This window comes from Variovorax palleresanus (assembly GCF_051144945.1).
Taxonomy (GTDB): Bacteria; Pseudomonadota; Gammaproteobacteria; order Burkholderiales; family Burkholderiaceae_C; genus Variovorax; species Variovorax paradoxus_S.
This window is the reverse complement of sequence record NZ_JBJNVP010000002.1, coordinates 806,918-830,135: the sequence shown is the minus strand read 5'-3', so window position 1 is coordinate 830,135 and position 23,218 is coordinate 806,918. Positions and strand designations below refer to the sequence as shown.

Genomic DNA, 23,218 nt, shown 5'->3' with positions numbered 1-23,218 from the left:
CCGTTCAGGTGCCGAAGCGGCCGGCGTCCGTGCCCGCCGGCAGCGCCGCCGCGGCCAGCCCGCGCAGCACGTCGCCCACCACGATCACCGCGGGGCTCGCGAGCCCGGCCTCGGCAATGCCGGCCTGGAGCCGATCGAGCGTGGTCGCGATGTGGCGCTGCTGCGGCAGGCTCGCATGCTGCACCACGGCCACCGGCGTGTCGCCGGGCAGGCCATGGAGCAGTTCGCGTTCGATGTGGCCCGCGCCCGCCACGCCCATGTAGATGACGAGCGTGAGCCGGGCGTTGTGCGCCGTGGCCGCGAGCGCGCGCCAGTCGGTCGCGTCTTCGTGCGCGCCGGCGCCGGTCTTGGCGTGGCCGGTGACGAACACCACGCCCTGCGCATGGTCGCGGTGCGTGAGCGGCACGCCGAGCGAGGTGGCGGCCGCGAGGCCGGCCGTGATGCCGTTGATCACGGTGCACTCGATGCCGGCTTCGCGCAGGTGCTCGACCTCTTCGCCGCCGCGGCCGAAGATGAACGGGTCGCCGCCCTTGAGCCGGACCACCGTTTCGCCTTCATGTGCCGCGGTGATCATGAGCCGCTCGATGAAAGCCTGGGGTGTGCTCTTGCAGCCGCCGCGCTTGCCCACGTGCACGATGCGCGCGCCCGGCCGGGCGTAAGAGTTCAGGATGCTTTCGCTCACGAGATCGTCCACCAGCAGCACGGTTGCGGCCTGGATGGCCTTGACGGCCTTGATGGTCAGCAGTTCGGGGTCGCCGGGGCCGGCGCCCACCAGCGTGCAGCTGCCGGTGGCAAAAGAAGAGATCGGTCTGTTCATGCGTGGGACGCCAGTTGCGTGATGTGCCTGACCTGCGTGGCGATGGCTTCAGGCACGGGAAGCTCGCCGTTCAATACGCGCCGCGTGTACTCGGCCGTGGTCGCGACGTCGATTTCTTTCGGCAGGCCGGGCACCTCGCTCGACGTGCCCGCGGCCTGGGCCTGCAGTTCGCTGCGCACGCCGCGCACGAAGCCGTCGACCTGCGCGGTGCGGCGCGGGTCGGACACCACTTCGCCTTCGAGTCCGCGCGAGAGCAAGGCGGTCATGCCCATGAGCTCGAAAGTTTCGCCCATGGTGCGCGCGTATTCCGGATGCGTATAGCTTGCCACGATCACGCACGGGCCCGTGGTCGGCTGCATCAGCTTGACCACGCTGTGGCCAGGGTTGCGCAAGCCCACCACGCGGCGCACGTCGAGCAGCCGCTTGAGGGCGGGGTTGAGCAGCTCGGTGGGTGCAAAGCCCACTTCGCCGGACGGGATTTTTCGGATGGCCGTGAGCATGGGCATGTCCAATGCCTCCAGCACGTTCGATGCCAGCACGCGCGATGTTTCTGTGGCGCTGCCGTGCACCAGCACCGGCAGCCCTTCGCGGGCGAGCAGCAGCGCCAGCAGCGGCGTGAGCACCGGCAGCTTGCGCGCGCCGTTGTAGCTCGGCAGCACGATGAGCGGGCGGTCGGCGGCGGGCAGGCGGTTGAGCCTGGCGTGCGTGGCGTCGAGGAAGCCGGCCATTTCTTCCGGCGTTTCGCCCTTGATGCGCATCGCGAGGCAAAAGCCGCCGATCTCCAGGTCGGTCACGGTGCCGTCCAGCACCTGGCCGAACAGGTCGGTGGCCTGTTCGCGCGTCAGCGGCTTGGCGCCTCGCGCGCCGCGGCCGATTTCCTTGATGTATTGGCTGATTCCCATGGGTGCACGGATTGTCCCGCAATGCTTATGCCGGAAAGCAAGGCGGCTTATGCACCCTCCACCACGGTTTCGGCCGGGGTGGCCCGCACCATGCGCTTGAGTTCGGGCAGGCAGGAGCCGCAGTTGGTGCCGCATTTGAGCGCGCCCTGCAGCGAAGCCAGCCGCTCCTCGGGCGTGCCGCTGCAGCGGCCCAGTTCGGCCCGGATCGCCAGGTCGGTCACGTTGAAGCAGGTGCACACCGGCTGGCCGCGCGACTGCACCGCCACGGGCGCGCGAGCGCCAGGCGACAGCAGCAGGCGGCCGTAGCTCTGCGCCGGGATTTCCTCGCGCAGCAGGGTGCCGATCCAGGCCTCGGCGCTGGTGTCGCCGCCCAGCAGGAAGGCCTCGAGGCCGGCGTTGCCGTCGGCGCGCCGCACCAGCCGTGCCACGCGGCGCTGGCCGCGGCGGCGGTCGGCGTAGCGCAGCGCATCGCTGCTGCCGAGGCCGAGCAGGCCTTCGATGCGGTCGATGAGTTCGTCTGCCGGTGCGTCGTGCGCGGCGGCGCGAAACAGGATGCCGCTGCGTTCCTCGCCCGGCGTGTTGCCCGAGAACGGCACGCAGGTGGCAAACGGGAACATTGCCATCAGCGGCTTGAGCGCCTGATGCGCGGCAAGCGCCGCGTCGGGCGGCAGCCACGCCATGGCGAGCAGCGACCACGGCAGCTCGGCCTTGAGGATCTTGACCGGCGTGTGCTTGAGCTCGGGTTGCTTCGAGGTGGGGCAGTAGGCCGGGGAGGTCAGCGCATTGATGCCTGCCAGCGGCGTGCCGGTGGACGAGCATCCGCTCAGGTATTCCTCGCCCCAGTGCATGGCGACGAAGGCCTGGCTCAGCCCGATCTCGGCGCTGGCGCGCGCCGGCAGCAGGATGGAGCCGCGCTTCGAGGTGAGATGCACGAGGTCGCCGTCTTGCAGCTGGCGGCGCGCCATGTCTTGCGCATTCATCTGCACCGCCGGTTCAGCCACGTGGCCGAAGAGCCGGCCGACCGTGCCCGTGCGGCTCATGCCGTGCCACTGGTCGCGCAGGCGGCCGGTGTTGAGCGAGAACGGATAGCGCGCCTCGCGCGCCTCGGCCACCGGCTTGTAGACCGTGTCCGCGAAACGCGCTCGGCCGTCCGGCGTCGGGAAGATGCCGTCTTCATACAGGCGGGCGCGGCCGGTGGTTTCGCCTTCTTTCAGCGGCCATTGCTGCGGGCCCGCGGTGTCGAGCATGGCGTAGCTCATGCCGGTGATGTCGAGGTCGCGGCCGCGCGTGGATTCGCGGTGCTCGTTCCACACGCGCTCGGCGCTTTCATAGGGAAACAGGGTGGCCGTGCGGCCGAGCCGCTGTTCGAGCCGGCGTGCGAAGTCCACGGCAATCGACCAGTCGTGGCGCGCCTCGCCGGGCCCCGGTACCGCGGGGCGCACGCGCGAGATGCGGCGCTCGCTGTTGGTCACGGTGCCTTCCTTCTCGCCCCAGGTGGTGGCGGGCAGCAGCAGGTCGGCAAAGGCGCAGGTCGACGTGGTCGAAAAGGCTTCCTGCACCACGACGAATTCGGCGCGCTCCAGCGCGCGGCGCACCGTGGCCTGGTCGGGCATCGACTGGGCGGGGTTGGTGCAGGCGATCCACAGCGCGCGGATCTCGCCATCGGCCGCGGCCTGGAACATCTCGACTGCGGTCTTGCCGGGTTTTTCCGGCACGGAGGGCAGGTTCCACAGCGCCGCCACTTCGGCCCGATGCGCCGGATTGGCCAGGTCGCGGTGCGCGCTCAGCAGATTGGCGAGGCCACCCACTTCGCGCCCGCCCATGGCGTTGGGTTGGCCGGTGAGCGAGAACGGGCCGGCGCCGGGCTTGCCGATCTGGCCGGTCGCCAGATGCAGGTTGATCAGCGCAGCATTTTTTGCGGTGCCGCTCGACGACTGGTTGAGGCCCTGGCAGTAGAGGCTCAGCGTGGCCGGCGAAGTCGCGAACATGCGCGCCGCGGTGAGCAGGTCTTCCTTCGAGATGCCGCAGATCTGCGCCACCTTGTCGGGCGTGCATTCGCGCACCGTGGCCTTCAGCGCATCGAAGCCGTTGGTGTGGGCCGCGATGTAGCCGTTATCGGTCCAGCCTTCCCACAGCATCAGGTGCAGCATGCCGTTGAACAGCATCACGTCGGTGCCGGGCTGGATTGGCAGGAACAGGTCGGCGATTTCCACCGTGTCGGTGCGGCGCGGATCGGCCACGATGATCTTCATCCCGGGGTTCGCGGCCTTCGCATCCTCGATGCGGCGGAACAGGATCGGGTGCGCCCATGCAGCGTTGCTGCCCACGATGAAAAGGCACTCGGCATGCTTCAGGTCGTCGTAGCAGGCCGGCGGCGCGTCGGCGCCCAGCGTCTGCTTGTAGCCGGCCACCGCGCTGCTCATGCACAGGCGCGAGTTGGTGTCGATGTTGTTGGTGCCGATCAGCCCCTTGGCGAGCTTGTTGAAGACGTAATAGTCCTCGGTGAGCAGTTGGCCCGAGACGTAGAAGCCCACGGCGTCGGGGCCGTGGTCGCGGATGACCTGTTCGAACTTGTCGACGGCGCCGTCGAGCGCGGTGTCCCATGCGATGGGCGCCGGCTCGGCGCCGCGCGCGGCGCGCCGCATGGGTTGCAGCAGCCGTGTCTGGCGCGTGACCGTGGCCGTGGCCGTGAGATGCAGTGTCGAGCCCTTGGTGCAGAGGCGCCCGAAGTTGGCCGGGTGGTCGGGGTCGCCGCGCACGCCGGTAATCTGGGCGCCGTCGGACTCGATGATCACACCGCAGCCCACGCCGCAGTAGGGGCAGGTGGAGCGAGTTTCTTCCATGGGTCGATGCCTTGGTTGTGCGCCTAGCTGCCGTGCGGCGCCTGCACGTCGAAGCTCTCGTCACCCAGCTTGCCCGCCGTTGCGGCGCCGGGGCCGGCACGCGGCGGGGCCAGATCGATGGCGTGCGTCTTGAGTTCGAGCGCGTTCATCATGACCTGGCCATCTTCGACCTTCACCGCGAACTTGGGGGTGCATCCCTCATCGGGCGACTTGGCGCAGCCGTCGTCCAGGCCGATGGCCCAGTTGTGCAGCGGGCAGGCCACGCTGGTGCCGAACACGATGCCCTGCGACAGCGGCCCGCCCTTGTGCGGGCAGCGGTCGAGCAGCGCGAACACCTGGTTCTCGGCATTGCGGAACACCGCCACGTCCACGCCCACCGGGCGCGCCACGCGGCGAGCGCCCAGCACGGGGATGTCGTCGATGCGGCAGATGGTTTTCCATTCACTCATGATGGGGTCTCTAGGTTTTGAGGTCGGAATACATGCCCGTCACGCGGTCCATGATGGCCAGCATGTTTTCGCTGGTCACGAACACGTCGGACATGAGGGCGGGCGAGTGGCCGGCGCCTTCGAGGCGCTGGAGCCCGCGGTTGAAGAACATCCACTGCGCGTCGGCCAGCACCAGTTCCTGGCGGATCTGGGCGGTGGCTTCGGGCGCGTTGCGCAGGGTGTCCAGGCCGGCCAGGAATTCGGTGCGTGACTTGGCGATTTCGGCCGTGCTGCCGGCCGCGTCGATCTGCATCGCACCGGCCAGGTAGAACTTGGCCATGCGCTGCGACAGCATGCGCTGCCGGCCCGCGATGTTGACCAGCCGGCCCACGGACTTGCCCGACGCGGCTTCGTACTGCGTGGTGCCCTGGTGCGCAAGCGCGAGCACGGCGGCGTCGAGCTTGACGATCCGGGCGGCTTCTTCCTTGCCGGCCGTCGTGCCGGTGAGCTCGCGCTTGAACTCGCCCCAGGCGCCGTCGAGTGCGTCGTAGGTGCTGCGGATGGCGGGGCTCGGCGCAAAGGCCTTGAGTTCGGCCAGCTGCTTTTCGAACAGCACGATGGACTTGTCGAGCACCTGCTGGGCGTTGCGCGTTTCCACCTTCTGCGCCAGAGCGAGATAGGCCTTGCTCGCGCGCTGCGACAGCATGCGCTGGCGGCCCGCCTTGTTGATGGCGTCGTTGAGGTCGGCCACCTGCGCACGGACGCCTGCAGCGGCGAACGCCGAGGAAGCGATGAAGAGTCTTCTTTTCAAGTTTTTTCTCCGCTCTTTTCGTTTACGCCGTCAGTGGCGTGAACTGCCGCACATCCACCTGCGCCTGGCTGGACGCGAACCAGGGATCCGGCTCCCCATCCAGCGCAAACTGCAGCCGCTCCCACAGCGCCTTGCGGCCTTCGGCGTCTTCCAGGATCTTCTTCTTCACATAGTCCAGCCCGACCCGCCCGATGTAGTGCACCGTGCGCTCCAGGTACCAGCCTTCCTCGCGGTACAGCTGCAAGAATGCGCCCGAATACTCCATCACCTCGGCCGCCGTCTTCACCTTCACCAGGAACTGCGCCACCTCCGTCTTGATGCCGCCGTTGCCCCCCACGTACAGCTCCCAGCCCGAGTCCACCCCGATCACCCCCACGTCCTTGATCCCGGCCTCGGCGCAGTTGCGCGGACAGCCCGACACCGCCAGCTTGACCTTGTGCGGCGAATACATCGCCCACAGCGCCCGCTCCAGGTCCTTGCCCATCTGGGTGGAATCCTGCGTGCCGAAGCGGCACCACTCGCTGCCCACGCAGGTCTTCACCGTGCGCAGGCTCTTGGCATAGGCAAAGCCCGACGGCATGCCGATGTCCTTCCAGACCCCCTCCAGGTCCTCCTTCTTCACCCCCAGGAGGTCGATGCGCTGGCCGCCCGTGACCTTCACCGTCGGGATCTTGTACTTGTCGGCCGCGTCCGCGATGCGGCGCAGCTCGTCCGGCGTGGTGTGGCCGCCCCACATGCGCGGGATCACCGAGTAGGTGCCGTCCTTCTGGATGTTGGCGTGGCTGCGCTCGTTGATGAAGCGGCTCTGCGGATCGTCCTTGGCCTCCTTGGGCCAGGTCGAGATCAGGTAGTAGTTCACCGCCGGGCGGCAGGTCGCGCAGCCGTTGGGCGTGCGCCAGCCCAGGTTGCGGTAGACCGCATCGTGGGTCAGGTAGTGTTCCTTCCGGATGGCTTCCCGCACCTCCTGGTGGTTCGCGTCGGTGCAGCCGCACACCGCCTTCTTCTTGGGCGTGGCCGAGTAGTCGCCGCCGGCGGTGAACATCAGGATCTGCTCGACCAGGCCGGTGCAGGAACCACAGCTGGCGCTGGCCTTGGTGTGCTTCTTGACCTCGTCCAGCGTGAACAGGCCCTTGTCCTTGATCGCCTTGCAGATGGTGCCCTTGGTCACGCCGTTGCAGCCGCACACCTCGGCCTCGTCGGGCATGCTGGCGGCCTTGCTGTGGCCCTCGTGGCCGGTGTCGCCGATGTTGGATTCGCCGAACATCAGCTTGTCGCGGATGTCGTGCACGCTGCGCCCGTCGCGCAAGAGCTTGAAGTACCAGCTGCCGTCCACCGTGTCGCCGTACAGGCACGCGCCCACCAGCTTGTCGTCCTTGATCACCAGCTTCTTGTAGACCCCGCCGAAGGGGTCGCTCATGACGATCTCCTCGGTGCCTTCGCCGCCCATGAACTCGCCGGCGGAGAACAGGTCGATGCCGGTGACCTTCAGCTTGGTGGAGGTCAGCGACCCCAGGTAGCGCCCGATGCCGAACTGGGCCAGGTGGTTGGCCGCGACCTTGGCCTGCTCGAACAGGGGCGCGACCAGGCCGTAGGCGATGCCGCGGTGGGCCGCGCATTCGCCCACCGAGTAGATGCGCGCGTCGGTCACGGTCTGCAGGGTGTCGGTGACCACGATGCCGCGGTTGCAGTGCAGGCGCATCTTCTCGGCCAGCTCGGTGTTGGGGCGGATGCCGACCGCCATGACGACCAGGTCGGCGGCCACTTCGGTGCCGTCCTTGAAGCGGATGGCCTTGACGCGGCCATCGTCGCCACCGACGAGTTCCTGGGTCTGGGCGCCGATGCGGAAGGTGAGGCCGCGGTCTTCCAGGGACTTTTGCAGCAGCTTGCCGGCCACGTCGTCCAGCTGGCGCTCCATGAGCCAGGGCATGACGTGCACCACGGTGACGCTCATGCCGCGCAGCATCAGGCCGTTGGCCGCCTCCAGGCCCAGGAGGCCGCCGCCGATGACGACCGCGTGCTTGTGGGTCTTGGCGGTCTCGATCATGTAGTCGGTGTCGGCGATGTCGCGGTAGGCGATGACGCCTTGGAGGTCCTTGCCGGGGACCGGGAGCATGAAGGGGTTGGAGCCGGTGCACATGAGGAGGCGGTCGTAGGCGGCCTCGGTGATGGCGCCCTGCGCATCCACGGCGCGCACGATGCGCTTGACGCGGTCGACCTCGACGACTTTCTTGCCTGCGTGCAGGGTGATGTGGTTCTCGGTGTACCACTCCCAGCTGTTGAGCACGATCTCCTCCACGGTCTGCTCGCCGGCGAGCACGGGCGACAGGAGGATGCGGTTGTAGTTGGGGTGCGGCTCGGCACCGAAGACGGTGATGTCGTACAGCTCCGGGGCGAGCTTCAGGAGCTCCTCCAGGGTGCGCACGCCGGCCATGCCGTTGCCGACCATCACGAGTTTGAGTTTCTGCATGGGGTGGGGCCTTTCGGGGAATCAGCGGGTTCGGATCAAGCAATGGGAAGCACGCGGCGCGTGGAGAATCGCGCCATGAGCTTTGAAGTGGACATCGGCTACAGCAGCCAGCGCGGACCGCGCGAAGTGAACGAAGACTTTGCCGGCGCCGTGAACGCGCCGCCCGGCGACGAGGCGCGCGGGCTCATCGCGGCCATTGCGGATGGCGTGTCCACCGGCGGCCGCGGGCTGGAGGCCTCGCAGACCACCGTGATGGGCCTCTTGGCCGATTACTTCGCCACGCCGGACACCTGGGAGCCGACCGCCGCGCTCGACCGCCTGGTCGCCGCGCAGAACGCCTGGCTTGCCGACCACAACCGTCGTCGGCAGGGCGGGGGCACCGCGCTCACCACCTTGACGGCCCTGGTGCTGCATGGGCAGAGCTACACGCTGGCGCACGTGGGCGATACGCGCGCATGGCGCGTGCGCACAGACGGCGAGCCCGCCATGCTGCTGACGCAGGACCATGCCTTCGAGCATCCCGACATGCGCAGCCGGTTGACGCGTGCCATCGGCCTGGACGACCAGGTGCGCGTCGACTACGTGCAGGGCGACGTGCGGGTGGGCGACTGCTTCGTGCTCACGTCCGACGGCGTGCACGGCGTGCTCAAGCCGCAGCGCCTGGCCGAGCTCGCCTTGCAGGGCGGTGCCGAGGACGCGAGCGAGGCGCTGGTGCGGGCGGCGCTCGATGCAGGCACGCGCGACAACGCGACGGCGCTGGTCATTCGCGTGGTCGGCCTGGACGCGCGGCAACTGGACGACGAGCTCGGCGACGGCCGCCGTCTGGCGCCGCCGCCCTTCTTGAAAGTGGGCGATGCACTCGACGGCTACGTCATCACCGGGCTGGTGGCCGACACCGGCGTGCATCTGCTGTACCAGGCGCGCAATGCAGCCACGCGACAGCTGGTGGCGCTCAAGACGCTGCACCCCTCGCGCGCCAGCGATCCGCAGGAGCGAGCCATGCTCGCGCACGAGGCCTGGCTGGGCCAGCGCGTGGGGAGCGGCGGATTCGTGCGGGTGCACGAGCGGGCCGAAAACGCCAGCGCGCTCTACATCGTGTTCGACTGGCACGGCGGGCGCACGCTGGAGCAGATGCGCAAGTCCGGCGCCCGCGGCACCGTGGCCGAAGTGGTCACGGCGGCCATCGAGGTGACCAAGGCGCTGGGCCGGCTGCACCGCCATGGCGTGGTGCATCGAGACATTAAGCCCGGCAACCTGCACCTGGGCGACGACGGACGCTGGCGCATCCTCGATCTTGGCGTGGCGCTGTCCGGACGCGAAGGCTCGGCCCAGCGGGAGCTGCATGCCGGCACGCCGAGCTACATCAATCCCGAGCAATGGGAGGGCGCCCATGCCGACCCCGGCAGCGACCTGTTCGCACTCGGCGCCACGCTGTACCAGTGGCTCGGCGGGCACTTGCCCTACGGCGAGATCGAGCCCTACCAGGTGGCGCGCTACCGGCGCGATCCGGTCGCGCTCTCGCGCCTTCGGCCCGACGTGCCCGTGTGGCTCGACCACCTGGTGCGCAAGGCCGTCGCGCGCGATCCGAGGGAGCGCTTCGAAACCGCCGAGGAAATGCTGCTCGCCCTGGAGCGGGGCGCTTCCCGCCCCGTCAGCGCGCCCGCCGCCACGCCGCTGATCCGCCGCGATCCGGCCGCGCTCTACAAGATCGCGCTGGCCGTGTCGCTGCTGTTCAACGCACTGCTCGTGGTGTGGCTTCTCTTCCTGCCACGCTGACGGCGAGCGGAAGAAGGTCATGGGCGTGCCGCTTTCCGTGGTGGGACGTATTTCTTCATTTCCGCCGGCTGGTGCGAGGTGCGCGCACGGCCGCCTTTTTCGGCCCAGGTGCGGGTCCAGCGGATCTGCATGACGCGCATCACGCCCAGCATCACCAGCGAGAGCGCGCCGAAGAACACGAAGCCCCAGACATAGCTGCCCAGGTACTGCTTCGACAGGCCCATGGCGTTGGGCACCAGGCCGCCGCCCAGCGCGCCGATCTCGCCGATCATCGAGCCGGCCACCGCCGTGCTCGTGGGCCAGCGCAGCGGCACCAGCTGGAACAGCGCGCCGTTGCCCGCGCCCAGCGCGGCAAAGCACAGGATCAGGAGCAGCGTGGTGAGCGCCAGGGAGGACGACGAGATGCCCACCAGCACCAGGCCGACAGCCACCACCAGCAGCACCACCGTGAGGGTGTTGACGCCGCCCCAGCGGTCGGAGAGCCAGCCGCCGACGATGCGCACCGCAGCGCCCATGAAGGCGGCCAGCATCGTGAGCTGTCCGGCCTGCACCTTGCTCACGCCGAACTGGTCGTAGTAGTAGGAGGGCAGGAAGGTGATGAGGCCGATGAAGCCGCCGAAGGTCACGCCGTAGATGAGGCTGAACACCCAGCCGTCTTTTTCGAACAGGCAGGCGATGTGCTCGCGGAAGCTCGCGTGGCTGTCGACGTCGGGCGGCTCCTTGGCGAACACCACCATCACGATCATCGGCACCAGGATGGCGGCGGCCGCCACGGCATACACGGCCTGCCAGCCGAGCCATTGCGCGAGCGGCGGGGCCACCAGCACCGACACCGCGGTGCCGACATTGCCCGCACCCACCAGGCCCATGGCCAGGCCCTTGTGCTGCGGCGGAAACCAGCCCGAGCCGAGCGACAGCGCCACGCCGAAACTGGCGCCGGCAATGCCCAGCAATACGCCCATGGCCAGCAGGTCGTTGAAGCTCTTCACGAAGAAGAAGCCGAACAGCATGGCCACCGCGATCATGCCCATCTCGACCAGGGTGGCATTCTTGCGACCGATGTATTGCGAGAGGATGCCGAGCGGAAAGCGCATCAGCGCGCCCGCGATGATGGGCACCGAAAGCATCAGGCCCTTCTGCGCGGGCGAGAGGTTGAAGGTCTCGCCGATGAAGGGCGCCATGGCGCCGTTCAGCACCCAGATGCAGCAGGAGAACGAGAAGTACAGAAAGGCCGAGAACAGCGTCGGGCCGTGGCCTGATTGCAAGAAGGTCCTGAAACTGGACATGGCGTTCAATCGTGCGAAATGCCGCGGCGCGGCTCTTCGAGGGCCGTGTCGACGGACGGGGTTGGGGCGGAGTGCCGGCAGCGGACGCTGTCGGCGTGGGGGTGCTTCCCGGCATGGGGAATGCCGGGACGGTTGCAGGAGCCTGCAACCTCACCAAAGCGGTGCTTCGTTACACCGCGCCCCGATTGACGCAAGAGGCGTGCCTGCGAAAACGAGCCGGCGTGGCCTATGCTTGCCCTGCCTTCAACCGCTTTGCCATGATGTCCCTTCTCGTCGTCCTGCCCAATGAATTCGCCGTACCCGCGCCGTTGCCGGAGCCGCTGGAGCAGGCCCTGGCGAGTGCCGGCACCGGCGCCGGCGAGCGGGCCACTTGCCACACGCTGGTGCAGCGGGTGGGGGCGCTTGCACCGCAACAGGCGCTGGCCTGGCTGCCGGCACCGGCGCAGCAGCTGCAGGCGCTGCTCGATGCGCTGAAGGAATGGAACGGCGCCCCGCCGTGCGCACTGAGCCTGGTGAGTGCGCCGCTCGACAGCGCGCAGCACGAAGCGCTGGTTGCGCTCGGCATGCATGCGTGGATGCCGCTCGATGCGCTCGACGGCGCTTCGCTGGCCGGGCTGACCGCCCGGGCGCAGGCCCGCTGGCAGCGCGACGCCGCATTGCGTACCGAACTCGAGGGCCTGCGCACCCGCATGGACGAGCGCAAGTGGGTTGATCGCGCCAAGGGCCTTCTGATGTCCGCACGGGGCATCGGCGAGGACGAAGCCTTCGGCCTGCTGCGCGGTGCCGCCATGCATGCCAACCTGAGGCTGGGCGAGGTGTCGCGCTCGGTGATCGAGGCCGCGCAATGGGCCGACGCCATCAACCGCGCCGGACAGCTGCGCATGCTCTCGCAGCGGCTGGTGCGCGTGGCGGCGCAGTTGCTCGCCGGCATCGACGTGCAGCGCGCGCGGGTCCTGCGCACGCAATCGACCGAGCGGGTGCAGCAGAACCTGGATCATCTGGCCACCCTCGAGCTGGGCGCGGCCGGCGTGCAGGCGCTGGGCGAAGTGCGAACGGCCTGGGACGGATTGGCCGCCTTGCTGGCCGCGCGGCCGGCGCCCGAGGGGTTGGCCGAAATCGATGCGCGCGGCGAGGCCTTGCTGTTGGCGGCCGAGGCCATGACGGATGCGTTGGAAGCCTCCGGTGCGCGGCGCGCGCTGCGCATCGTGAACATCTGCGGGCGCCAGCGCATGCGTGCGCAGCGCCTTGCGAAAGACGCATTGCTTGCATCGACCATCGCGGCAGAGGCTTCGCGCGGCCGGCTGTTGCCGACCATGAGCGAGTTCGAGGCGGCGCTGGGCGAACTGGAGCGTGCGCCCCTCAGCTCGCCCGAGATCCGCGCCGCGCTGGTTGCCGCGCGCGACGAATGGCTGCGCCTGGTGGGTGGCGTGCAGGCGCTCGACAGCGCCGAGGGCCGGGCGACGCTGGTGCGTTCCAGCGAAGCACTGGTCGACACCTTCGAGCGCCTCACGGCCTGGTACGAGCACAGCTTGCAGGTCATCATGTCCTGACGCCGCTTGTGCCGCGCTCGCTGGTTCAGGCCGCGACCTTCTCCACGTGCGCCTGGCGCGTGTAGAGAAAATCGATCACGGCCTTGCGGGCGTGCACGTAGACGGGGTCTTCGGCCAGTTCGACGCGGTTGCGCGGACGGGCGATGTCCACCGTCAGCACTTCGCCGATGGTGGCGGCCGGGCCATTGGTGAGCATCACGATGCGGTCGCTCAAGAGCACCGCCTCGTCGACGTCGTGCGTGACCATGACGACCGTGCTCTGCGTCTTTTGCACGATGGCGAGCAACTCGTCCTGCAGCTTGGCGCGCGTGAGCGCATCGAGGGCGCCGAAGGGCTCGTCCATCAGCAGCACCTTGGGTTCCATCGACAGCGCGCGTGCAATGCCCACGCGCTGCTTCATGCCGCCCGATATTTCGCCGGGGCGCTTTTGCGCGGCCGGCGTGAGGCCGACCATTGCGAGCGCCGCATCGGTGCGTGCGCGCAGTTGCGCCTTGTTCTCGGTGGCGGCAAACACGCGTTCGACCGCGAGGTACACGTTCTCGAAACAGGTGAGCCAGGGCAGCAGCGAGTGGTTCTGGAAGACCACCGCGCGCTCCGGGCCCGGGCCCTTGATTTCCCGGTTCGCGCACAGCAGCACGCCCTCGGTCGGCGTGGTCAGGCCGGCAATGAGGTTCAGCAGTGTCGACTTGCCGCAGCCCGAATGGCCGATCAGCGTGACGAACTCGCCCTTGGCCACGTTCAGGTTGACGCCCTGCAGTGCAAGGAAGCTGCCCTTGGCGGTCTTGAAGCGCTGCTCGACGCCATGGATCTCGATGTACTTCGAATCGTCGTTCATGATTTGACCTCTTCGAACGTGAATGCCGTTGCAAGCTTGATGAGCGCGAACTCCAGCACCAGGCCGACGATGCCGATGACGAAGATCGCGATGATGATGTTGGCGACGTTGAGGTTGTTCCACTCGTCCCACACCCAGAAGCCGATGCCGACGCCGCCGGTGAGCATTTCGGCCGCGACGATCACCAGCCACGCGGTGCCCACCGCCAGGCGCACGCCGGTCAGCATGTAGGGCAGCACGGCGGGGAAGAGGATCTTGGTGAAGATCTTCCATTCGCTGAGGTTCAGCACCTTGGCCACGTTCATGTAGTCGCTCGGAACCCGCTGCACGCCGACCGCGGTGTTGATCACCATCGGCCAGATCGAGCAGATGAAGATGGTCCAGATGGCCGCCGGGTTGGCGCCCTTGAACACCAGGAGGCCGATGGGCAGCCATGCGAGCGGCGACACCGGACGCAGCAGGCTGATCAGCGGGTTGAACATGCGCGAGAGAAACTCGAAGCGCCCGATCGCAAAGCCGGCCGGAATGCCGACCGCCGCGGCGAGCCCGAAGCCGAGCGCCACGCGCTGCAGCGACGAGAGCACGTTCCAGCCCACGCCCTGGTCGTTCGGGCCCTTGCTGTAGAACGGATCGCTGAACACCGTGAGCGCCTGCTGCCAGGTGGCGAGCGGCGAGGGAAAGCCGGTGGTGCTCTTCATGGCAACCAGCTCCCAGATCAGCACCAGGAGACCGAAGCCCGCGAGCGGCGGCAGAACGCGCATCCAGAAGGCGCGCAGGTCGATGGATATGCGTGGCTTTTGCTCCCTCTCCACTTTGGGGAGTGGGATGGGGAGGGGGGCAGCTTCGGCGCGGGGCGCTCCCTCACCCCGGCCCTCTCCCGCACGTGGGAGAGGGAGAGATGCGTCCATCGGCGAATGAAATACAGCGCTGACCATGGTGTGTTTCTCCTCAGGCGTCTCAGACGTGGATCTTGAAAGAGTCGGCATATTTCTTCGGGTCCTTGCCGTCCCACACGGAGCCGTCGAACAGCTTGCTGGTGCGAAGCACGTCCTTGGGAACCGGCGTCTGCGTGGCGGCGGCGGCCTGCTTGTAGATGTCGATGCGGTTGATCTCGGTAGCCACCTTCAGGTAGTCCGGATGCTCCTTGAGCAGGCCCCAGCGCTTGTGCTGCGTGAGGAACCACATGCCGTCGGACAGGTAGGGGAAGGTCACGGCGCCGCCGTTGTAGAACTTCATGTGGTTGGGGTCGTCCCAGCTCTTGCCCATGCCGTTGACGTAGCGCCCCAGGATGCGCTGGTTGATGGCGTCCACGCTGGTGTTGACGTAGCTCTTGTCGGCAATGGTCTCGGCCATCTTGTTCTTGTTCTGCAGGCCCGCATCGATCCACTTGCCCGCTTCGATGATGGCCGCGGTGACGGCGCGCGCGGTGTTGGGATACTTCTTGACGAAGTCGCCCGTGGTGCCGAGCACTTTCTCAGGGTGGTCCTTCCAGATGTCCTGCGTCGTGATGGCTGTCACGCCGATGCCGTCCATGATCGCGCGCTGGCCCCAGGGCTCGCCCACGCAGTAGCCGTCCATGTTGCCGACGCGCATGTTGGCCACCATCTGCGGAGGCGGCACCGTGATGTTCTTGACGTCCTTGAACGGGTCGATGCCCGCCGAGGCCAGCCAGTAGTAGATCCACATGGCGTGGGTGCCGGTGGGGAAGGTGTGGGCGAAGGTGTATTCGCGCTTTTCGGTGGCGATGAGCTTGGCGAGCGAGGCCGCGTCCACCGCGCCCTTGTCGGCCAGCTTCTTCGACAGCGTGATGGCCTGGCCGTTGTTGTTCAGCGTCATGAGCACGGCCATGTCCTTCTTGGGACCGCTCAGGCCCAGGTGCATGCCGTAGACCAGCCCGTAGAGCACGTGCGCCATGTCCAGATCGCCGTTGGAGAGCTTGTCGCGCACGCCGGCCCAGCTGGCTTCCTTGCTGGGCACGATCTTCACGCCGTATTTCTTGTCGATGCCCAGCACCGAGGCCATCACCACGCTGGCGCAGTCGGTCAGCGGGATGAAGCCGATCTTCACTTCCTCCTTCTCCGGCTTGTCGGAGCCCTGGGCCCAGACGGCGGCGCGCAGGGCGGGATCGATTCCCACGGCGCCAATGGCGGCGGCTTGCAGTACGCGGCGGCGGCTGAGGCGGGTTTTCAGCAGGTCGGTCATGTGACGGGCTCCGGTTGAAGGACAGACAAAAAGGAAAAGCAAAAAACAAAAAAGGCGTCCGCACCGCGCGAGGGCCGCTCGAAAACGAGCCCTTGCGGGGTGGGGACGCCTTTGTCCGATGTCGGTAGTCAAACACCCGCCGTTGGGTGCTGCCTGCCTGGGACCCGAGGGTCCATGTACTACTTCAGCAAACTGTGTGCCAGCTTTTCGGCACTCCAGCCGCTATCAAATAGGCAGCAGAAGATCGACTGCCTGTGCGCGGCACGGGGGGTTGGACCGGAAAGTCGGCTGCATGCACGATTGTTGTGCGCCGCACCAATTCGAACGCCCGTGCCCGCTTCTTCAGCGTTGGGACGCCTCGGCCACGGGAAGGTAGTCGGCCATGGCGAGCATCGACTCGGCCACGTCGACGAGCCGGCGCTTCTGGTTCATGGCTGTCTTGAGCAGCATCTTGTGGGCTTCGGCCTCGGTCATCCGGCGGTGCGCCATCAAGAGGCCCTTGGCACGCTCGACCAGCTTGCGCTCATTGAGCGAGGCCCGCACGGTCTCGAGCTCGTCGCTCATGGCCTGCAGGCGGCGCGATTGCTCCTGAACCATGTCGAGCACCGAGCGCTCCAGGTGCCGGCCGTACTGGGCGGGCTCGGTGGCCTGGGTGCCGGCGTCGTCGAAGAAGGCCGCGCCTTCGGTTTGGGGCGCCAGGGCACCAAGCACCTCCTCGTACCTCTGCAGTTCGCTGCGCGCCTGCGTGGTCTTGCGGGCGCAGAGCTCGCGCAAGTCGGTGGCCAGCCGGTCCTCGACGGTCTTCATGGTGTCGATGCGGCGCGTGCAGCTGTCGAACCACGCCTGGCTCAACCGGGAGTCGGGCACGGCCGCCGAAGCCGCCTGGGCCGACGTCACGCTCATCCGGCGCATGCGTTCGATCTCGGCCGTGGCCGCGTCGGACTGGCTGTGATGCCAGAGCGCCAGCACGCTGCTGCTGGAGAAGTCGGTGAAGACCTGGAAGCAGCGTTCCTGCAGTTCGATGAGATGCAGCCATTGCTGGCGCTGTGACTCGTCGCGGCGGCCCACGGCCAGCGAGGCGGCGCCGAAAGCGCGCTCCTGGCCCGCGAATTCCTTGCCCTGCATGAAATTGAACATCGCGACCAGGAGGCGCGAGATTTCGGGGTCGGTGGCGCCATCGGCCGCTTCGAACACCACGGCCAGCAAACCGGCGACGAGCTTGGCGAATGCCGCAGTGGCCTGCGCGGGCGTCAGCTCGAGCGCGCCGACGCGGCGGCGCAGGGCAGGCAGGCCGTCGAACCCGGGGAGCACCCAGGCAATGCGGCTGAAGAGGCGGGCGCTGTTGCCGGCGGTGGCCCCAGGACGCGCCTCGGTCTCGAGCTGGTCGAATCCGGCGCGTACCGCCTGTTCGAGTGCCAGGCATTCGGCGATCTGCGGGTCGCGCTGCTCGGCGAAGCGGACCCCTCGCGAGGCGAGAAAGACGTTCGACATGCCGCGCTCCCGCTGCAGCGCATGAACCAGACGCGCGATCAGGCCGACCAGGTCGCTGGTGCGCGCGAGCTGGTCCAGCTCGTCGATTTCGCACTTTCTGGCGGCGATCAGAAAACTCAGTCCGGATTTCATGGTGGGGAGGGGGAGCCACAGCCTCGCTGCAACATCCGTGCCGTGCGGACATTCTGCGCCGCCTACACTCGCAGCATGCTTCTCCTGGGTATCGAATCTTCTTGCGACGAAACCGGCGTGGCGCTGGTCGAATCGCACGGCAACGCGCTGCCGCTGCTGCGTGCGCACGCGCTGCACAGCCAGATCGCCATGCACCAGGCCTATGGCGGCGTGGTGCCCGAACTGGCCAGCCGCGACCACATCCGCCGCGTGCTGCCGCTGACCGAAACCGTGCTGGCCGAGGCGGGGCGCTCGCTGGCCGAAATCGACGTGGTCGCCTATACACGCGGGCCAGGCCTCGCCGGGGCCTTGCTGGTGGGCGCGGGCGTGGCCTGCGCGCTGGGCGCGGCGCTCGGCAAGCCGGTGCTCGGGGTGCATCACCTCGAAGGGCACCTGCTGTCGCCGTTCCTGAGCGCGGACCCGCCGGAATTTCCGTTCGTGGCGCTGCTGGTGTCGGGCGGGCATACGCAGCTGATGCGGGTCGATGGCGTCGGGCGCTACCAACTCCTGGGCGAAACCATCGACGACGCAGCCGGCGAGGCCTTCGACAAGAGCGCCAAGCTCATGGGCCTGCCGTATCCGGGCGGCCCCTGGCTGGCCAAGCTGGCGGAGGAGGGCAGCGCCACCGCCTTCAAACTGCCGCGGCCACTTTTGCACAGCGGCGATCTGGATTTCTCCTTCGCCGGGCTGAAGACCGCCGTGCTGACGCAGGCCAAGAAGCTCGGCACCGCGCTCGAAGCGAGCAAGGCGGACCTTGCCGCATCGACGCAGGCGGCGATCGTCGAGGTGCTGCTGAAGAAGTCGATGGCGGCGCTCGAGCAGACCGGCCTCAAGCGGCTCGTCGTGGCGGGCGGAGTGGGGGCGAACCGAAGCCTGCGCGAGCAGCTGAATGCCGCCTGTGCGAAGCGCGGCGTGCGCGTGCACTACCCGGAACTGCATCTGTGCACCGACAACGGCGCGATGATCGCCATGGCGGCCGCCATGCGGCTGCAGTCGGGGCTGGCCGAGGCCAGCGAGCGCTATGCCTTCGACGTCAAGCCGCGATGGCCCATGGCTTCGCTGATGACGCCCGAGACACCCCCGCGGGTGCTCGCCTAGCCGCAGGACGCGGCGAGCGGCCGAGCGACGGCACCGGCAGAACATCGAGCATGTTGCGCCACAGCTGGCGCCACTGCGGCCAGTCGTGGCCGCCTTCGGTCGTGAAGACGCGGCCTTCGGGCAAGGCATCGGCCAGCAGCTTGTGGTTGCTGGCAAAGCGGTCGTCCAGGCCGAAGCCGAGATAGAGCTGCGGCAGCCTCTGGGCTTGCTGGGGTTCCAGGTATTGCTTGAACCACGGCCACAGCTTGCGGTCGAGTTCTTCGTCGGGCAGGGGGCCGCTGGGTGCCTGCCACGCGCGCAGGCCGCCAGCCTTGATGATTTCGGCGCCGAGAACGCGCCGCCCCAGGTAGGGGGCCAGCGCGACGATGCCGTCGACCGAACCCGGCCTGGACAGTTCATGGATCAGCGCGCCGAAGCCGCCGATGGAAATGCCCACGAGCCAGATCGACTTGTAGCCCTTGGCCCGCTGCGGTTCGATGACGTCCGCATGCAGGCGCTCGCTGAGCGTCTGGTCGTAGTAGTAGGAAACGTCGGCGTCCACCAGCAGCGAATCGGCCGCCAGATGGCGCTCGCGCACGGCGCTGATGAAGCCTTCGCGCTCGAATTCGTCGGGTTTCAGATAGGCGCCCGGCAGGAAGACCAGGAGCGTCTCGGACCGTTCATTGTCTTTGGCTGACTTGAGGTGCGTGATCATGGTGTGCCTTGAGGGGGCACCCGAATCCGCACCGCGAGGATTCGGTGCGCTTGCGAGACGCCCACGAAGAAGAAAAATGTGAAAACGTCACATCATGTGACGTTATCCGCTGCCCTATTGTGAATAGGGAGTGCGAACAAAGTCAAAAACAAAAGTTAACGACACTTTCCTCTCGTGGGCTTTGCAAGATCAGTTGATCTGCAGCGCCGAAATCTGGCTGGCCGGCACCTTTTTGCCGAGCTTCAGCGTGAGCACGCCATTCTCGAGCTTGGCTTCGCTGGCAGCTACGTCGATGTCCAGCGGCAGCTCATACGCAGCCTTGAATTGGCGCTTGGCTTCGGCCTTGCTGTCGATGCGGACCACGGCACCTTCGATGCCGATGGCGAGGTCTTCGCGCGAGAGGCCCGGCACGTCGAGGGAAAGGGTCCAGCTCTTGTCGTCCTGTTCGACGAGCGGCGAGCGGCTTGCTCCGGCAAAGGCTTCATTGACGAAGCGCTCGAAGGCGCGGTCGTACGAACGGGGAGCGAAACGGGCCGTGCGAAGGGTGGGTGCGAAAAACATGTGAGAACTCCTGAATGAACACAATGGGGACAAGGAATGTGTGTCCCTTACACTGCGCGGCCATTCAATCCTGAGTGCCGCTTGACACCTCATCTAGGCATGGCCGCACCCGTTTCAAGACAATGACTCACCCCTTTATTTGGCGTCGCAAGGCCTTGAAATTTGCGGCGCTGGCGCTATGCGCAGCGCCCTTTGCCGCGCTGGCGCAGGCGCCGTCCGCAGCACCTGCGCCCATTCGCCTTGCGTTGATCGAAAGCATGAGCGGCCCGTTCGCCAACACGGGCGAAGCGGTCTTCCGCAACCTGCTGTGGGCCGTGGAGCGCGTGAATGCGCGCGGCGGCGTCAAGCTGCCGGGTGTGCCCGGTGGCGCGCGGCCGCTGCAGCTCGACCGCTACGACAGCAAGGGGCAGAACGAAGAAGCGCTGTCGGCATTGCGCGCGGCCATGGACGATGGCGCGCGCATCGTGCTGCAGGGCAACTCCTCGGCCACCGCCGCGGCGCTGGTCGATGCCATCGAGAAGAACAACGAACGCGATCCTTCGCGGCGCGTGATCTTTCTCAACTACGCGGCCGTCGATCCGGTGCTCACCAACGAGCGCTGCAGCTTCTGGCACTTTCGCTTCGACGCCCATGCCGACATGCGCGTGGCCGCGCTGATGGAAGTGGTGAAGGACGATGCGGCGCTCAAGCGCGCGTATCTCATCGGGCAGGACTACAGCTTCGGCCAGGCGGTGCTGCGCGAATCGAAACGCCAGCTGGGCGTGCAGCGGCCGGACGTGGAAATCGTCGGGGACGAGTTGCACCCGATGGGCCGGGTGAAGGACTTTGCGCCCTACGCCAGCAAGATCCTTGCGAGTGGCGCGCAGGCGGTGTTCACCGGCAACTGGGGCAACGATCTCACGCTGCTGGTGAAGGCGGCGCGCGAGGCCGGATTCAACGGCACCTTCTATACCTTCTATGGCAACGCGCTCGGTGCGCCCGCGGCCATCGGCGATGCCGGCATCGGCCGCGTCATCGCGGTGGCCGACTGGCTGCCCAACGTGCAGACCGCCCAGTCCGAGGCGTTCTACCGCGCCTTCCGCGCGCGCTTTCCCAAGCCGGCCGACGACTACGTGCACATGCGCATGCAGCTGCTCATGGAGTCGCTGGCGCAATCGATCGAACGCGCGGGCAGTGTCGAAGCCGTGGCCGTGGCGCGCGCGCTCGAGCAGGCCGACGTGAGCCTCTACGGACAGCGTGGCCGCATGCGCGCGGCCGACCACCAGTTTCAGCAGCAGCTCGTGGTCGGTGTGATGGACAGACAGGGCCGGCCGGGCGTGCAGTTCGATGTCGAAGGGTCGGGTTACGGCTTTCGCGTGATCAAGACCATTGCGCCCGAACGCGCCGAACTGCCGACCAGCTGCAAAATGAAAAGAATCTAGGAAACGAAAACATGCGCGAAGCCATTCACAACCTCGAAGCCTCCAAGATCCGCGAGGTTGCCAATGCCGGGCTCGGCCGCGACGACGTGCTCGCGTTCTGGTTCGGCGAAAGCGACGAGGTCACGCCCGAGGTGATCCGCCAGGCGGCCATCGACTCGCTGCAGCGCGGCGAAACCTTCTATGCGCACAACCTCGGCCTGCCTGAACTGCGCGAGGCCATTGCGCGCTACACCAGCATGCTTCATCCGGCGGTCGATGCGTCGCGCATTGCCGTCACCTCCGGCGGCGTCAGCGCGCTGATGCTCGCGGTGCAGGCGCTGGTCGATGCGGGCGACGAGGTGGTCGCGGTCACGCCGGTGTGGCCCAACCTCACGGCGCAGCCCGCCATCCTCGGCGCCCAGGTGCGCACGGTGTGGCTGGTGCCTGCCGACGGACAATGGACGCTCGACCTGGCCGCTCTGCGCAAGGCGGTCACGCCAAAGACCAAGCTCCTGATCGTCAACGCGCCCAACAACCCGACCGGCTGGACCATGACGCGCGAAGAGCAGCAGGCCGTGCTCGACCATTGCCGTGAGACCGGCACCTGGATCCTGGCCGACGAGGTGTACGAGCGCCTTTACTTCGAGCCCACGCCCAATGGCTGCGCGCCGAGCTTTCTCGACATCTCCAGGCCCGACGACCGGCTGGTGGTGACGCACAGCTTCTCCAAGAGCTTCCTCATGACCGGCTGGCGCCTGGGCTGGCTCGTGCTGCCGCCCGCGCTGGTGGAGGGCATCGGCAAGCTGATCGAGTTCAACACTTCGTGCGCCAGCGTCTTCACCCAGCGCGCCGCCGTTGCCGCCATCGAACACACCGCCGAGATCACGCCCCGCGTGGTGGCCCATCTGAAGCAGTGCCGCGACACCCTGGTGCCGCTGCTGGCCGAGCTCCCCGGCGTGCAGGTGGCTCCCGCCAAGGGCGGCATGTACGCCTTCTTCCGCCTCGAGGGCTTCGGCGATTCCCTCGACCTGGCCAAGCGCCTGGTCGTCGAAGCCGGCCTCGGTCTCGCCCCCGGCAATGCCTTTGCCCCCGAAGCCCAAGGCTGGCTGCGCTGGTGTTTTGCCTCCAAAGACCCGCAGCGACTAGTCCAAGGCGTCGAGCGCCTGAAAACCTGGCTCGCCGAGCAATAAAAAAAAGAAGAACCGCCGCGAGGCCGAAGGCGAGCCGTCCATTCCAGGGATGCCGCGGAACCGGCTTTGCCGGGCCGCTGGCGTCGCCCCCGGTAGGGGGAGGGAGGAGCGACACGAAGTGCGCGGAGCCTGGGGGCGAGCTATAATTCCATGGCTTTGCATGCCGCAAGGCGCACGGTGAGGGCAGTTCCAGCGCTCACCGCAAGTCAAACATCCCGGAACAAGGAAATTCAACATGATCGCAGCCTCCATCAAGGCCGAAGTCGTCAAAGACAACGCCCGCGCCGCCAACGACACCGGCAGCCCCGAAGTGCAAGTTGCACTGCTGACCGCCCGTATCAACGAGCTCACCCCCCACTTCAAGACGCACGCCAAGGATCACCATGGCCGTCGCGGCCTGCTGCGCATGGTGAGCCGCCGCCGCAAGCTCCTGGACTACCTCAAGTCCAAGGACGCCGACCGCTACACCGCGCTGATCGCCAAGCTGGGTCTGCGCAAGTAAACCGAATCGCATGAAAAAACGCCTGGGTTAGTCCGCTAGCTCAGGCGTTTTTTACTTCGCGATCCACTTTCGGAGTGCCAAAACAGAGCGAAGCTGTGTCATTCCAATGAAGTTCCCGCCGAGCTTCGCTGGAATGGCATCGTGTTCTGAGAAGCCTCCGTCCCTGCGGAACCTGTACCGAATACAGGTGTTTC

The 23,218-nt window shown here is 67.3% G+C and carries 19 protein-coding genes; 6 read left to right on the top strand and 13 right to left on the bottom strand.

From position 1 onward, the window contains the following. Nucleotides 1–4: 4 nt before the first annotated feature. From cobA to nirB, 6 genes are read right to left on the bottom strand one after another with little or no spacing between them, the layout of a single operon-like run. Nucleotides 5–817, bottom strand: a complete 813-nt coding sequence (gene cobA / locus ACJ7Z0_RS07630) for a uroporphyrinogen-III C-methyltransferase (RefSeq protein ID WP_434789344.1) — start codon at nucleotides 815–817, stop codon at nucleotides 5–7. Continuing rightward, nucleotides 814–1,719 (bottom strand): DNA-binding protein YbiB, encoded by a 906-nt coding sequence (ybiB, locus tag ACJ7Z0_RS07625; protein WP_434789343.1) that lies wholly within the window; start codon nucleotides 1,717–1,719, stop codon nucleotides 814–816. Before ybiB ends, cobA begins: the two co-directional genes overlap by 4 nt. 47 nt (nucleotides 1,720–1,766) lie before the next feature. Next, entirely contained in the window at nucleotides 1,767–4,562 is a 2,796-nt protein-coding gene (locus tag ACJ7Z0_RS07620; protein WP_434789342.1) for a nitrate reductase, read from the bottom strand. Nucleotides 4,563–4,585: 23 nt separating this feature from the next. Beyond that, complete coding sequence (gene nirD / locus ACJ7Z0_RS07615) at nucleotides 4,586–5,011, bottom strand: nitrite reductase small subunit NirD (RefSeq protein WP_431129795.1); 426 nt, start codon at nucleotides 5,009–5,011, stop codon at nucleotides 4,586–4,588. Between the two features lie 10 nt (nucleotides 5,012–5,021). Beyond that, nucleotides 5,022–5,801, bottom strand: a complete 780-nt coding sequence (locus ACJ7Z0_RS07610; protein ID WP_434789341.1) for a type IV pili methyl-accepting chemotaxis transducer N-terminal domain-containing protein — start codon at nucleotides 5,799–5,801, stop codon at nucleotides 5,022–5,024. A gap of 22 nt (nucleotides 5,802–5,823) precedes the next feature. Then, nucleotides 5,824–8,268, bottom strand: coding sequence for a nitrite reductase large subunit NirB (gene nirB / locus ACJ7Z0_RS07605; RefSeq protein WP_434789340.1), 2,445 nt, complete (start codon nucleotides 8,266–8,268; stop codon nucleotides 5,824–5,826). A 75-nt stretch (nucleotides 8,269–8,343) separates the two neighbouring features. On the opposite strand from nirB, the gene ACJ7Z0_RS07600 reads away from it, so the two are divergent. Next, nucleotides 8,344–10,044 (top strand): bifunctional protein-serine/threonine kinase/phosphatase, encoded by a 1,701-nt coding sequence (locus ACJ7Z0_RS07600; RefSeq protein WP_434789339.1) that lies wholly within the window; start codon nucleotides 8,344–8,346, stop codon nucleotides 10,042–10,044. Between the two features lie 17 nt (nucleotides 10,045–10,061). On the opposite strand, the gene ACJ7Z0_RS07595 is transcribed toward ACJ7Z0_RS07600, so the two are convergent. After that, nucleotides 10,062–11,330 (bottom strand): MFS transporter, encoded by a 1,269-nt coding sequence (locus ACJ7Z0_RS07595; protein WP_434789338.1) that lies wholly within the window; start codon nucleotides 11,328–11,330, stop codon nucleotides 10,062–10,064. 257 nt (nucleotides 11,331–11,587) lie between these two features. Between ACJ7Z0_RS07595 and ACJ7Z0_RS07590 the strand changes: the two genes are divergently transcribed. Further along, nucleotides 11,588–12,880, top strand: a complete 1,293-nt coding sequence (locus ACJ7Z0_RS07590) for an ANTAR domain-containing protein (RefSeq protein ID WP_434789337.1) — start codon at nucleotides 11,588–11,590, stop codon at nucleotides 12,878–12,880. Between the two features lie 25 nt (nucleotides 12,881–12,905). Here the strand turns inward: ACJ7Z0_RS07590 and ACJ7Z0_RS07585 are convergent, their stop codons facing one another. The 4 genes from ACJ7Z0_RS07585 to ACJ7Z0_RS07570 all read right to left on the bottom strand — a co-directional run bounded on the left by ACJ7Z0_RS07585 (nucleotide 12,906) and on the right by ACJ7Z0_RS07570 (nucleotide 17,540). Continuing rightward, the gene (locus tag ACJ7Z0_RS07585; protein ID WP_434789336.1) at nucleotides 12,906–13,715 is read right to left on the bottom strand and encodes an ABC transporter ATP-binding protein; all 810 of its coding nucleotides are present in this window, start codon (nucleotides 13,713–13,715) and stop codon (nucleotides 12,906–12,908) included. After that, nucleotides 13,712–14,650 (bottom strand): nitrate ABC transporter permease, encoded by a 939-nt coding sequence (ntrB, locus tag ACJ7Z0_RS07580; RefSeq protein WP_434789335.1) that lies wholly within the window; start codon nucleotides 14,648–14,650, stop codon nucleotides 13,712–13,714. The genes ACJ7Z0_RS07585 and ntrB overlap by 4 nt, the downstream gene beginning before the upstream one ends. Before the next feature lie 22 nt (nucleotides 14,651–14,672). Continuing rightward, nucleotides 14,673–15,917: a CmpA/NrtA family ABC transporter substrate-binding protein gene (locus ACJ7Z0_RS07575; RefSeq protein ID WP_434789334.1), complete on the bottom strand. Its 1,245-nt coding sequence runs from the start codon at nucleotides 15,915–15,917 to the stop codon at nucleotides 14,673–14,675. A gap of 342 nt (nucleotides 15,918–16,259) precedes the next feature. Further along, nucleotides 16,260–17,540, bottom strand: coding sequence for a nitrate- and nitrite sensing domain-containing protein (locus tag ACJ7Z0_RS07570; protein WP_434789333.1), 1,281 nt, complete (start codon nucleotides 17,538–17,540; stop codon nucleotides 16,260–16,262). A gap of 75 nt (nucleotides 17,541–17,615) precedes the next feature. On the opposite strand from ACJ7Z0_RS07570, the gene tsaD reads away from it, so the two are divergent. After that, nucleotides 17,616–18,677 carry a tRNA (adenosine(37)-N6)-threonylcarbamoyltransferase complex transferase subunit TsaD gene (gene tsaD / locus ACJ7Z0_RS07565; protein WP_434789332.1) on the top strand — a complete coding sequence of 354 codons (1,062 nt, stop codon included), beginning with the start codon at nucleotides 17,616–17,618 and terminating at the stop codon, nucleotides 18,675–18,677. Here tsaD and ACJ7Z0_RS07560 read toward each other — a convergent pair. Together ACJ7Z0_RS07560 and ACJ7Z0_RS07555 are read right to left on the bottom strand one after the other, a co-directional pair. Beyond that, on the bottom strand, nucleotides 18,613–19,371 hold the full coding sequence (locus ACJ7Z0_RS07560) for an alpha/beta hydrolase-fold protein (protein ID WP_434789331.1): 759 nt from the start codon (nucleotides 19,369–19,371) through the stop codon (nucleotides 18,613–18,615). The genes tsaD and ACJ7Z0_RS07560 overlap by 65 nt on opposite strands. Nucleotides 19,372–19,560: 189 nt before the next feature. Next, the gene (locus tag ACJ7Z0_RS07555) at nucleotides 19,561–19,932 is read right to left on the bottom strand and encodes an Hsp20/alpha crystallin family protein (protein WP_434789330.1); all 372 of its coding nucleotides are present in this window, start codon (nucleotides 19,930–19,932) and stop codon (nucleotides 19,561–19,563) included. A gap of 122 nt (nucleotides 19,933–20,054) precedes the next feature. Here ACJ7Z0_RS07555 and ACJ7Z0_RS07550 point away from each other — a divergent pair, with 122 nt between their 5' ends. The 3 genes from ACJ7Z0_RS07550 (at nucleotide 20,055) to rpsO (ending at nucleotide 23,024) form a co-directional block, all read left to right on the top strand. Continuing rightward, nucleotides 20,055–21,353 (top strand): branched-chain amino acid ABC transporter substrate-binding protein, encoded by a 1,299-nt coding sequence (locus ACJ7Z0_RS07550; protein ID WP_434789329.1) that lies wholly within the window; start codon nucleotides 20,055–20,057, stop codon nucleotides 21,351–21,353. 11 nt (nucleotides 21,354–21,364) lie between these two features. After that, complete coding sequence (locus tag ACJ7Z0_RS07545; protein WP_434789328.1) at nucleotides 21,365–22,522, top strand: pyridoxal phosphate-dependent aminotransferase; 1,158 nt, start codon at nucleotides 21,365–21,367, stop codon at nucleotides 22,520–22,522. 235 nt (nucleotides 22,523–22,757) lie between these two features. Next, the gene (rpsO, locus tag ACJ7Z0_RS07540) at nucleotides 22,758–23,024 is read left to right on the top strand and encodes a 30S ribosomal protein S15 (RefSeq protein ID WP_007837783.1); all 267 of its coding nucleotides are present in this window, start codon (nucleotides 22,758–22,760) and stop codon (nucleotides 23,022–23,024) included. Nucleotides 23,025–23,218 lie beyond the last annotated feature (194 nt).